The organism is Halobellus rufus, assembly GCF_000739575.1.
In the GTDB taxonomy this organism is placed as follows: Archaea; Halobacteriota; Halobacteria; order Halobacteriales; family Haloferacaceae; genus Haloquadratum; species Haloquadratum rufum.
The window spans coordinates 1-11,662 of record NZ_BBJO01000065.1 but is presented as its reverse complement, the minus strand read 5'-3'; the positions used below and the strand labels follow the sequence as shown (position 1 = coordinate 11,662).

Here is an 11,662-nt window from a genome sequence, read left to right as displayed (position 1 = left end):
CGGAGCGACTCGGTGCCGACTACGCGGCGTCGACGTATCGGCTGGCGCTGTGGAACCGCGAGGTCGTCGTGTTCGTCGCCGGAGCGAACGACGCGTAGCGTCGGGACTGTCGGCGCGAATCGAAAAGGCGGATCAAAAACACTCGCGTCGCGACAGCGTCTGGTCGGCCGGCCGCTCAGCGGAAGCCCATCGCTTCGATCTGCTCCTGATAGCGGTTCCGGATCGTGACCTCGGTCACCTGCGCGACGTCGGCGACCTCCCGCTGGGTCTTCTTCTCGTTACACAGCAGCGAGGCGGCGTAGATGGCCGCCGCGGCGAATCCCGTCGGCGACTTGCCCGACAGCAGGCCCTGCTCTGCGGAGACGTCGATGATCTCGGTCGCCTTCGACTGGACTTCCTCGCTCAGGCCGAGCGAGGAGGCGAAGCGCGGGACGAACTGCTTCGGGTCGACGGGCTTCAGTTCCAGCCCGAGTTCCTGTGAGATGTAGCGGTAGGTCCGCCCGATCTCCTTCTGCGGGACGCGGGAGACCTCCGCGACCTCGTCGAGCGAGCGCGGGATGCCCTCCTGTCGGCAGGCGGCGTAGAGCGCGGAGGTGGCGACGCCCTCGATGGAGCGGCCGCGGATGAGGTCCTCGTTGAGCGCGCGACGATAGATGACGGAGGCGACCTCCCGTACCGAGCGCGGGACGCCGAGCGCGGAAGCCATCCGGTCGATTTCGGAGAGCGCGAACTGGAGGTTGCGCTCGCCGGCGTCCTTCGTGCGGATGCGCTCCTGCCACTTCCGGAGCCGGTGCATCTGCGAGCGCTTCTCGGAGGAGAGCGACCGGCCGTAGGCGTCTTTGTCCTTCCAGTCGATCGTCGTCGTCAGCCCGCGGTCGTGCATCGTTTCGGTGATCGGCGCGCCCACGCGGGACTTCGACTGCCGCTCGGAGTGGTTGAACGCCCGCCACTCGGGTCCGCGGTCGATCTGCCGCTCGTCTAACACCAGCCCGCAGTCGTCGCACACCAACTCGCCCTGGTCCGCGTCCGTGACGATGTTCTCGGACTCGCATTCCGGACAGACGACCTGTTCGTCGTCTGTCTGTTCGGTCTCCTGCTCTCGCTGACGCTGACGACGCGAACGTTCCATTATAAGGTTTGTGGTGAACGGTCTATTTAAGACTTACTGACAGAAATATTATTTGTCGGCTTCCAAACCCCGCAATCGGTATATGCACGCGGGTCCCGAGCACGTGGTATGCGCCTCCGGTCTCTCGTCGTCGCGCTTCTCGTCGTCTCCGCCGGGTGTCTCGCTGGCGCACCGACACCAGACGACGGAGGGGCGGAGGAGTCGGCCGCTGATGCGACGACGGCGGCGACGAGTAGCGACCGGCCGGTGGACGGTCCCCGCGTGACGGTGACGGAGGTCGTCGACGGCGACACGATGCACGTCGCGTACGCGAACGGGTCGCGCGACACCGTCCGGCTGTTGGGCGTCGACACGCCCGAGATATTCTCGGAGAACGACCCGGCGGACTTCGAGGGCGTCCCCGAGACAGACGCCGCAGCGCGGTGTCTCGACCGTGCAGGCGAAGCGGCGTCGGCGTACGCAGTCGACCGATTGGAGGGGAAGACGGTCACGCTCGTCTTCGACGAGGAGTCCGATCGTCGCGGGTACTACGGCCGCCTGCTCGCGTACATCTACGTCGACGGCGAGTCGTTCAACCACGACCTGCTCCGGGAGGGCCACGCCCGCGTGTACCCGAGTACCTTTACCGAACGTGAACGCTACGAGCGGACCGCCGCCGAGGCCCGCGAGGCCCGGCGCGGCCTGTGGTCGTGCATCGACGACCCGGGTGCCGTGACGACGGCGGACTCCTCCGCGACGGGAACGGCTGTCGCGGACGGCGGCGGACCGCTCGTGGTCGAGGAGATCCACGAGGACGCCGCGGGCAACGACAACGAGAACCTGAACGACGAGTACGTCGTCTTCCGCAACGTCGCCGACCGCGAACTGGACCTCTCGGGGTGGACCGTCGCCGACGAGGTCGGTCACGAGTACACGTTCGCCGAGGGAACGACGCTCGCGCCCGACGCCGAACTGACCCTCCGGACGGGTTCCGGCAGCGACACCGACTCGACGGTCTACTGGGGGGCTGACGGCGCGATCTGGAACAACGACGGCGACGTCGTCGTCGTCCGCGACGCGTCCGGGTCGACGGTCCTCCGCCGGTCGTACTGACGATTCTTCGCCGGTCGTACTGACGCCCGCTCGATCGACAACAGAAACTATAGCCGGGACGGCGCGGTAGGGTAACCAGGAATGTCGTGGTACCTCCTCGTCCTCGCGGGGCTCTTCGAGATCGGTTGGGCGATCGGACTCGAGTACTCCGACGGGCTCTCGAAGCCGGTGCCGACCGTCGCGACCGGCGTCGCGCTCGTGATCAGTATGGTGCTGTTGGCGCAGGCAGTCAAGGACCTCCCGATCGGAACGGCCTACGCCGTCTGGACCGGCATCGGGGCCGTCGGGACGGCTTCTCTCGGCGTCGTACTCTTCGACGAGCCCGCGAGTCTGGCGCGGATGGGATTCATCTCCCTGATCGTCGTCGGCATCGTCGGCCTGCACCTCGCGTCGGGCGGTCACTGATCGCCGTGGAAACGACGGGCACAGATCGTCGTCGGTGCGCGGGACGACCGGTGCGCGAAGGGAGCCGGGTTTTTGTATGCTGCCCCGGAATACACCCACGATGAACCCGAACGTCGTGTCGCCGTGTGTCGGGAGCGCGGCCGCGTCCGTCGCGGCAGGGGGTCGGTTCTGATGGCGACGAAGTCGGCGCTGGAGACGCAGTTGGCAGTCGTCGCGGGGTTCGAGGACCCGCGGGCGGATCTCGAACAGTACCCGACGCCGCCGGAACTGGCCGCCCACGTCGTTCACGTCGCCGACCTCAACGGCGACGTCGAGGGCCGGCTCGTCGTCGACCTCGGGACCGGGACCGGAATGTTGGCGCTGGGTGCGGCCCTCCGCGGGCCCGCGCGGGTCGTCGGCGTCGACGTCGACCGGGCGGCGCTCCTCACGGCCGTGGCGAACCGCCGTCGCGTCGGCACGCGGACGCCGATCGACTGGATCCAGGCGGACGCGACCCGCGCGCCGCTGTGTCCGGACGCGCCGACGACCGTGCTGATGAACCCGCCGTTCGGCGCACAGCGCGGGAACGAACACGCCGACAGGGCCTTTCTCGACACCGCCGCGTCGATCGCGGACGTCTCCTACTCGGTGCACAACGGCGGCTCACAGGAGTTCGTCGAGTCCTTCGCGGCCGACCGCGGCGGCGAGGTGACGCACGCGTTCCGGGCGACGCTCGCCTTGGAACGGCAGTTCGACTTCCACGAGTCCGACAGCGAGGAGATCGACGCCGAGGTGTACCGCATCGAGTGGGCCGGGGACGGCGGCGACTGATCGGTCACAAGCGACACCGGAGGCCGTCACTCGTACGTTTCCTTCGCGAGCAGTTCCAATCGGGTCCCGTCGTACGAGGCGAAGACGCTCGAGTTGTTCCGGGTGAAGGTCAGCCCGTCGACCGTCACCGACTCGTTCTGTGACGGGACGGCCGCGCTGAGAGTGGAGTTCTCGCGGCCGACCCGCAGGAAGTAGCCGTTCTCGGTGGGGACGACCGTCACGTTCCGATCCGCGAGCCTCGGGGCTGCAGTCACGGGCTCGGACGTGTACACCACGCGGCCGGACTCGCTGTCGCCGAGCGCGACCCGGTAGGCGGTCCCGTTGCCGAGGACGTTCCAGCCGTCCCGCTGGGCGTACACCGTCTCGCGCCAGCCCACGCCGCCGAGTCTGACGGCAGCCTGCCCGTCGAAGGCGAGTCGGCCTTTCGGTACTGCAGTCGTCCAGATACCCCGCTCCTCGCTGCGGACGATGACCCCCGAGGTGTTGACCGCGGTCGTCTCGCCGAACGCCTCGACGTCGACCGCGGCGACGAGGCCGTTCTCGACGTTCTCGGCGTACGTGACCTCGTAGTCGCGGACGGTCCGTTCCTCGCCCGGGAGGTCGTCCGCGCCGGCGGTAAAGAGGTTCGCGGGGACGGCGGGTCCCGCGAGGGCGGCGGTCGTAAGCAGGAGCACGCCGGCGGCGACCTGCCAGTTGCGGACGACGCCGCTATCGCCGGCAAACTCCCACGTGAACAGCGGGTCGTCGCGGGCGACGACCCCGAAGACCACGACGAGCGCCAGCGCCGAGACGAGGACGACGCCGGCGGCCCGGTACAGGACGTACGTCTCGCCGCCGCGGAACCAGTAGACCGCCCACAGCGACTGCTCGACGGAGAACAGCAGCGCGCCGAGCCAGAGGCGGCCGGCGCTCGGCCTGTCCGTCTCCCGCCGCGCGCGGACGATCGCGAGGCCGACGAGAACGCCGATGAGCAGCCCGAGCGCGTGACCCTGAATGGCGATGTCCGCCCACCACGGCGTGATGTAGCCCGGGCGACCGCTCGCGGTGACGACCGGGGTCAAGAGCGCGTTGTACACGAGTCGGAGCGCGCCGCCGACCGCGAGCGCGACGACGGTCCCGATCGGGTAGTTGACGAGCGCGACGCCCGCGAATGCGAAGACGACTCCCGAGAAGCCGATGATCGGACCCAGCGCGAACACCGAAGTGAGCAGTCCGACGACGAGCACCGCCGCCGGGAAGAGGACGAACGCGCGAACGTACGGGTTGGTCCGGAGGGAGCCGAACGACTGCGACCCCCGTTGGCGCGCGAAGTGCCCCCACGCGTACTCCGCGAGCGGAGCCAGCGTCAGCGTCCCGACGAGGTTGCCGACGAGGTGTCCCGGCCCGCCGTGAGAGAACGCCGCGGTCGCCATCCCGAGCGGGTAGAAGTACGACCACGCCCGAAACGGGATCGTCACGGGCGAGTACCAGTACTGGTACCCGCCCTGCAAGAACAGATAGACCGCGAGCACGAATCCCGCGGAGACGAGCGTGCCCCAGGGGACGCCGAGGAGCAACCGTCTGCGGAGCCGTGCACCCAGCCTCGACGCGCGGTCGAGGTACAGAACCGTCGCCAGAGAGGTGAGAAGCGCCGCCACGACGGCAGCCCGTTGGAGGACGTCGACCGGGAACGGGTCCATCGTCCGTGTGGAGTAAACGAGCGGTTAAGAAACTACGCGATACGGCGACAAGGGGGATCCGAGCGGCGTCGGCGGAGAAGCGTCCGGCGGAGCGGCGGTCGTCGCGACCTAGAGTTTGCCTTCGGCGTCCTTCGCCAGTTCTTCCATCCGTTTGCCGACGCGTCCCGCGTTCGAGAACTCGTCGTCGCTCATCGCGGTCGCCAGCGCGTTCCCGAGCACGAAGACGGCGTGTTTGTGCTCGCTCTTGGACTTGTGAACGTGGGAGGGGTCGATGTCGAGGTTGTCGTACTTCTCGAAGATGCTCTCGTCGACCTCCTCGCGACCGGCGAAGTTGTCTCGGATGATGACCATCTGTTCGTGCAGTTCCAAGAGCTCGTCTTTGTGCATAGACGTGGATACGTGAGAGGCTGATTTAAGGATTATTGGTGGATCGTGTCACACAACTTCGAGGTGGGCGAACGGCCGTTAGAAGACGTACTCGTCCTCGTGGCCCATCATCCCGTCGTCCTCGAAGCGGTCGTCGCCGTCCATCGGGCCGCTGGTTTTGAACGCGCGGATCCCCGTCGAGAGCAACTCTTCGATGGCCTCTTCACGGTTGACGAACTCGCCTTGGTCGACGAGTTGTGCGATCTGCATCTCGAGGTGTTCGGGGACGTTTATGTTCACCTTGGGCATCTGAATATCAGGGGGTTTGGAGGGGGATTATTTAAACCCTGCGGCGGAGATTCAGCGTTTAGAAAAATCTAGTTTCGGAAAACCGTATGTACTATTCTTAATCAGAGTATAATTGTTTATGTATCCTCTATAACTATCTCGTACCTATCAATTACCGGGGACAGCAGTCCGTCCGCTGACACTGTTGTCGATCACCGTCCCGCCATCGAACCGAACCGTGGCTCCCGCACTCGGCGACGTTGGATCGGATGAGTCATCTGTCGCGAGCGGTACCGTACGTCCGTGGACGACGTCACAGACATCTACCGGGAGTACGGGGACGAGCGACTGCCGCCCGGACAGCACCAGACCGACGACTTTCCGGTGCTCTCGAAGAGCGGGACGCCGTCTTGGACGGCCGAGACGTGGTCGTTCGACGTCTGGGGCGCGGTCGAGGAAGACCGGTCGTTCGATCTCGACGAGTTCCGGGCGCTCCCGTCGACGACGCAGAGACAGGACTTCCACTGCGTCACCGGTTGGAGCACCTTCGACTGCGAGTTCACCGGCGTGCCGTTCTCGACGATCGCCGAGCGGGCGGGCGTCACGGACGACGCGGTCCACGTGATGTTCCACGCGCTCGACGGATACACGACCGACCTGCCGCTCTCGGAGTGCCTTCGGGAGGGCGTCCTGTTCGCGTACGAACTGGGCGGCGACCCGCTACCGGAGCCACACGGCGGGCCGCTCCGCGTCGTGACCCCGCACAAGTACGCCTACAAGGGGGCGAAGTGGGTCGACGGCGTCGAGTTCCTGAGCGAGACCGAGCGCGGATACTGGGAGCGGCGGGGCTACTCGGCGTCGGCGAACCCGTGGAACGAGGAGCGATACGGGTAGGGACCGACGCCCGCCGTCGATTCGATCTCCACGACGCTATAGTCAAATAAAAGAGCGTGGCGTCCGGAGATCGGGTAATGGAATCGCTGCGGACCGATACGGCCGAGAACGACCTCGTCAGCCGATCGGTCCCCATCGCCGAACCGTCGTTTCGCGCCGTCCTCCGCGAGGCCGACGCGCCCCGGACCGTCTGGAGCGCCTCCGGAGAGGCGACCGTCGTCGGGAGCGGCGCCGCGGCGACGCTGACCGCCGACGGGCCGGACCGGTTCGCGTCGATCCGGACGGCCGCGGAATCGCTCTTCGCCTCCGGTGACGTCCACGCGGGAACCGAGGCCGCCCGCCCCCGACTGTTCGGCGGGTTCGCCTTCCACGCCGGCGGCGTCTCGGGGTCGCCGTGGGAGGACTTCCCCGGCGCTCGGTTCGTCTTCCCGCGCGTGCAGGTCACCTGGACCGACGAGCGCGCCTGGCTGACGGTGAACGCCGTCGGCCCGGACGCCGATCCGGAAGCCGTCGAAGCCCGCCTGGAGGAGGAGCGCGAGCGGATCGAATCGCTTCCGGCCGAGGAACGGGCGGTCGATCCGCCCGGCGTCAGCGCCCGTCGGCGGACCACCGCCCGGGAAGACTGGCGAAGCGGGGTCGAAGCCGCTGTCTCGCGGATCCGGTCGGGGGAGCTCCGGAAGGTCGTGCTCGCGCAGGCGCTCGACGTCGACCTCGCCGGCGAGCTCTCGCTGCCGGATGTGCTCTCCCGACTGGGCGAGACGTACCCAGAGTGCTACCGCTTCCTCGTCGAACCCGACCCCGCGGCGTCGCGGCCGCAGTCGTCCTTCTTCGGCGCGACGCCCGAGCGGCTGGTCTCGCTTCGGGGGCGGACCGTCGAGACCGACGCGCTCGCGGGGACGACCGGCCGCGGGGAGACGCCAGCCGAGGACGAGTGGCTGGCTCAGGAGCTCGCGCGCGACGAGAAGAACGCCCACGAGCACGAACTGGTCGCCGAGACGATCCAGGCTCAGCTGTCGCCGTTCGCTGGGACGGTCAGCGCCGGCACCCGACGAATCAAACGGCTCGCGACGGTACAGCACCTCTGGACGCCGATCACGGCGACGCTCGACAGCGACGAACACGTGCTCTCGCTCGTCGAGGCGCTCCACCCCACGCCCGCGGTCGGCGGCCTGCCGCCGGAGAAGGCGCTGGAGACGATCCGCGAGACGGAGCCGTTCGACCGCGGCTGGTACGCCGCCCCCGTCGGCTGGATCGACGCGGCGGGGTACGGAACGTTCGCCGTGGCGCTCCGCTCGGCGGTCGCCCGCGGCGACACCGCCACCCTGTTCGCGGGGGTCGGTATCGTCGCCGACTCCGACCCAGACCGCGAGTGGGACGAGGTACAACTGAAGTACCGACCGATCCTCGACGAACTCGAACGGACCGAGGAATGACAGACCACACTCCCTCTGACGACACAGACCGGACGGACACCGCTCGGGATCCGATCGCTGATCCCGGGTCGAATCGCGGTGGCGACCCCAACCGCAACATGCTCTGGGCTCGCGCGTTCGTCGACGAACTCGCCGCCGCCGGCGTCGACGCCGTGTGCGTCTCGCCGGGCAGTCGCTCGACGCCGCTGACAGTCGCGTTCGACCGCCACGAGGACGTCCACGTCCTCTCGCACCTCGACGAGCGCTCCTCGGCGTACTTCGCGCTCGGCCGGGCCCGGCGGACGGGCCAGGTCACGCCGCTCGTCTGCACGTCGGGGACGGCGGCCGCGAACTACCACCCCGCGGTCATCGAGGCGTCGCAATCGCGCGTCCCGATGCTGCTCCTGACGGCCGATCGACCCCCCGAGATCAGAGACTCCGGGGCGAACCAGACGATAGACCAGGAGAAGCTCTACGGCGACGCCGTGCGCTGGTACCGCGACGTCGCCGAACCGGAGGCGACGCCCCGAAAGCTCCGTTCGCTCCGAACGACCGCCGCCCGAGCGCTCGCGAGGGCGACCGGCACGCCAGCGGGACCGGTCCACCTCAACTTCCCGTTCCGGAAGCCGCTCGAACCGACGCCCGTCGAGGGCGACGTTCCCACGGATCTGCCGTCGCTCGCGCGCGACGGTCGAGACGGCGGCGACCGCCCGTTCGTCGACGCGACCGCGGGCGTCCCGGAACTCGACGACGACGCGCTCCGAACGCTCACGGAGGAACTCTCGGAACCGCGCGGCCTGCTCGTCGTCGGCCCGAACGACGCCCCCGGTGTCGATCCAGAAGCCGTCGCGGCGTTCGCACACGCCAGCGGGTTCCCCGTGGTCGCCGACCCGCTCTCGGGCGTTCGGTACGGCGGTCTCGTCCGCACGACGCCCGTCGTCGGCGGCTACGACGGCTACCTCGGCGAACGAGTCCGCGAGGCGTGGCCGGACCCGGACGTCGTCGTCCGCGTCGGGGCCTCGCCGACCTCCAAGCCCCTCCGGAAGTACCTCGCGGCCGTCGACGCGCGGCAGTACGTCGTCGACCCGGCGGCCGGGTGGCGCGAGGCGGAGTTCGCCGCGAGCGACCTCGTCGTCGCCGATCCCTCTCGCTTGCTGGGGCGGCTCTCGCGCCTCCTCGCGGGGCCGGGGAGTCAGTCGTGGCGGGACCGCTGGACCGCGGCCGACGCGGCCCACCGTGACGCGGTCGGAGACGCCGCGGGGTTCTGTGAGGGGCGAATCCTCGCGGACGTCGTCGACCTCGCTCCCGACCCCTCGACGCTTTTCGTCTCGAACTCGATGCCGGTCAGAGACCTCGATCGGTTCGGCGCGCCGACGACGACCTCTCTCACCGCGCTCGGCAACCGCGGGGCGTCGGGGATCGACGGTATCGTCTCGACGGCGCTGGGTGCCGGATCGGCGACGACGGACGAGTTGACGCTCGTCACGGGCGATCTCGCCTACTACCACGATATGAACGGTCTCTTGGCGCTGGGCCGCTGCGACGTCGAGGCCACGGTCGTCCTCGTCAACAACGACGGCGGCGGGATCTTCCACATGCTGCCGATCGAGGCCTTCGACCCGCCCTTCACCTCGCAGTTCGTCACACCCCACGGCCTCGATTTCGGGGCGACCGAGGACCTGTACGACCTCTCGTTCGCCCGGGTCGCGGGCGGTGACCGCGACGCATTCCACGACGCCTACACCGAGGCGACGGCGAGCGACGGATCGCACGTCATCGAGGTACGGACGGACGCCGAAGCGAGTCACGAAGTCCGCTCGGAACTCCGAAACGTCGCCGTCGATCGAGTCCTCGATTCGACGACCTGAGTCGACCGCGACGCCGAAACGAATCTTTTTGCGGATTCCGGGCGCGCATCCGATATGGTCTCGGACCTCTTCGATTCGACGCGCTGGGAGCAGGTCGACGGCGCCGACGCCTTCGACGACGTGACGTACCACCGCGCGGCGGACGTGCCAGCGGTGCGGATCGCCTTCGATCGTCCCGAGAAACGGAACGCCTTCCGTCCCGGCACGGTCGACGAACTGTACGCCGCCCTCGACGACGCACGCAAACGCGCGGACGTCGGCTGCGTGCTCCTGACTGGAAACGGCCCCTCGCCGAAGGACGGGGGCTGGGCGTTCTGCGCCGGGGGCGACCAGTCGGTCCGCGGCGATTCGGGGTACGAGTACCGCGCCGACGACGAGGCCGACGAGGCCGACGACCCGCTGGTCCGCGAGGCGAAGGCCGGTCGACTGCACATCTTGGAAGTCCAGCGTCTCATCCGATTTATGCCCAAGCCGGTGATCGCCGTCGTCCCGGGATGGGCCGTCGGCGGCGGCCACTCCCTGCACGTCGTCTGCGATCTGACGCTCGCCTCCGAGGAGCACGCGAAGTTCCTCCAGACGGACCCCGACGTCGCGTCCTTCGACGGCGGGTTCGGTTCGGCGTATCTCGCGAAGCAGATCGGCCAAAAGAAGGCCCGGGAGGTGTTCTTCCGCGGGAAGACCTACTCCGCCGAGGAGGCCGTCGAGATGGGGATGGCGAACGAGGCGATACCGCATTCCGAACTCGAAGACGTCGCCCTCACGTGGGCCGACGAGATCACCGATAAATCACCTACCGCGATACGAATGTTGAAGTACGCGTTCAATATGACAGACGACGGCCTCGTCGGCCAACAGGTCTTCTCGGGAGAGGCGACGCGACTTGCGTATATGACCGAGGAAGCACAGGAGGGACGCGACGCCTTCTTGGAGAAGCGCGACCCGGACTTCTCGCAGTTCCCCTGGCACTACTAGAGGGGAAAAGGCCCTCGCTCGCGGAGAATGCCGCGCTACGCACGTCGACGTTTCACCGCAGGTTTCTCACTCGGTCGACTCCCGAATCGTCGTGACCGGAATCGGCGAGCGACGGACCAGCCGTCGGGCGACATCGCCGAGCAGCAACTCCTCAAGTCGGGACTGCCCGTGCGCGCCGACGACGATCAGGTCGGCACCGTACTCCTCGGCCGCCTCGACGATCATCGGGGCGACGGGGCCGACGGCGACGCCCGTTTGAATCGAGATGTCGTACTCCTCGGCGATCGTTTCGGCCTCCGCGAACAGTTCCTGCGCGTGTGACTTCCGCTCTTCGAGCCACTCCTCCCACAGCCCCGGATGGTCGCCCCACCCGATCGCTGCGGTGTCGTCCGTGGCCTTGTCGACGACGAAAAGCGTCGTGATCGTCGCGGAACCGAACTCCGCACAGGCGTAGCGGAGCGCGTCCTTCGAGAGCGGAGTACCGTTGTACGGTACCAGTACGTGGGTCGGCATACGGAACCGTTCGTTTCGGTGGGCTTTGTTAGGCGGCCGTGTCTGCAAACGGGCGGTGTGAGAATCGTTCGATTATGCATTCACAGAGGCGATTGTCCGCCCACGCTCACTTGAGGGAGTACTGTTGCTATACTTTAGCCGAGGGCGTCGGAACGCGATTCAGACGCAGTTAATTTCAGTTCAGTAATTGTGAAAAAGCCGTAAGCCAATTCCTGCGAACCTATCGCTCTCGGT

The 11,662-nt window shown here is 67.8% G+C and carries 12 protein-coding genes; 7 read left to right on the top strand and 5 right to left on the bottom strand.

Annotation, left to right across the window (positions count from 1 at the left end; translation table 11 throughout):
• Positions 1-175: 175 nt before the first annotated feature.
• Positions 176-1,129, bottom strand: coding sequence for a transcription initiation factor IIB (locus tag ACP99_RS18050; protein WP_049987923.1), 954 nt, complete (start codon positions 1,127-1,129; stop codon positions 176-178).
• Between the two features lie 108 nt (positions 1,130-1,237).
• Between ACP99_RS18050 and ACP99_RS18045 the strand changes: the two genes are divergently transcribed.
• From ACP99_RS18045 to ACP99_RS18035, 3 genes are all read left to right on the top strand, one after another.
• A complete protein-coding gene (locus tag ACP99_RS18045; RefSeq protein WP_049987922.1) occupies positions 1,238-2,221 on the top strand; it encodes a lamin tail domain-containing protein in 984 nt (327 codons plus the stop codon).
• Between the two features lie 81 nt (positions 2,222-2,302).
• Positions 2,303-2,626, top strand: a complete 324-nt coding sequence (sugE, locus tag ACP99_RS18040) for a quaternary ammonium compound efflux SMR transporter SugE (RefSeq protein WP_049987921.1) — start codon at positions 2,303-2,305, stop codon at positions 2,624-2,626.
• A 171-nt stretch (positions 2,627-2,797) separates the two neighbouring features.
• A complete protein-coding gene (locus ACP99_RS18035; protein ID WP_049987920.1) occupies positions 2,798-3,436 on the top strand; it encodes an METTL5 family protein in 639 nt (212 codons plus the stop codon).
• A 26-nt stretch (positions 3,437-3,462) separates the two neighbouring features.
• On the opposite strand, the gene ACP99_RS18030 is transcribed toward ACP99_RS18035, so the two are convergent.
• The 3 genes from ACP99_RS18030 to ACP99_RS18020 form a co-directional block, all read right to left on the bottom strand.
• Complete coding sequence (locus ACP99_RS18030; RefSeq protein WP_049987919.1) at positions 3,463-5,115, bottom strand: rhomboid family intramembrane serine protease; 1,653 nt, start codon at positions 5,113-5,115, stop codon at positions 3,463-3,465.
• A 108-nt stretch (positions 5,116-5,223) separates the two neighbouring features.
• Positions 5,224-5,502, bottom strand: a complete 279-nt coding sequence (locus tag ACP99_RS18025) for a UPF0058 family protein (RefSeq protein WP_049987918.1) — start codon at positions 5,500-5,502, stop codon at positions 5,224-5,226.
• A gap of 78 nt (positions 5,503-5,580) precedes the next feature.
• On the bottom strand, positions 5,581-5,790 hold the full coding sequence (locus tag ACP99_RS18020) for a ribbon-helix-helix domain-containing protein (RefSeq protein ID WP_049987917.1): 210 nt from the start codon (positions 5,788-5,790) through the stop codon (positions 5,581-5,583).
• Between the two features lie 282 nt (positions 5,791-6,072).
• Here ACP99_RS18020 and ACP99_RS18015 point away from each other — a divergent pair, with 282 nt between their 5' ends.
• The 4 genes from ACP99_RS18015 to ACP99_RS18000 all read left to right on the top strand — a co-directional run bounded on the left by ACP99_RS18015 (position 6,073) and on the right by ACP99_RS18000 (position 10,915).
• A complete protein-coding gene (locus ACP99_RS18015) occupies positions 6,073-6,663 on the top strand; it encodes a sulfite oxidase-like oxidoreductase (RefSeq protein WP_049987916.1) in 591 nt (196 codons plus the stop codon).
• A 77-nt stretch (positions 6,664-6,740) separates the two neighbouring features.
• Positions 6,741-8,096: an isochorismate synthase gene (locus tag ACP99_RS18010; protein WP_049987915.1), complete on the top strand. Its 1,356-nt coding sequence runs from the start codon at positions 6,741-6,743 to the stop codon at positions 8,094-8,096.
• A 98-nt stretch (positions 8,097-8,194) separates the two neighbouring features.
• Positions 8,195-9,943, top strand: coding sequence for a 2-succinyl-5-enolpyruvyl-6-hydroxy-3-cyclohexene-1-carboxylic-acid synthase (gene menD / locus ACP99_RS18005; RefSeq protein WP_049987924.1), 1,749 nt, complete (start codon positions 8,195-8,197; stop codon positions 9,941-9,943).
• Positions 9,944-9,997: 54 nt separating this feature from the next.
• A complete protein-coding gene (locus ACP99_RS18000) occupies positions 9,998-10,915 on the top strand; it encodes a 1,4-dihydroxy-2-naphthoyl-CoA synthase (RefSeq protein ID WP_049987914.1) in 918 nt (305 codons plus the stop codon).
• Positions 10,916-10,981: 66 nt separating this feature from the next.
• Here the strand turns inward: ACP99_RS18000 and ACP99_RS17995 are convergent, their stop codons facing one another.
• Positions 10,982-11,428 carry a universal stress protein gene (locus ACP99_RS17995; protein WP_049987913.1) on the bottom strand — a complete coding sequence of 149 codons (447 nt, stop codon included), beginning with the start codon at positions 11,426-11,428 and terminating at the stop codon, positions 10,982-10,984.
• Between the last annotated feature and the right edge of the window lie 234 nt (positions 11,429-11,662).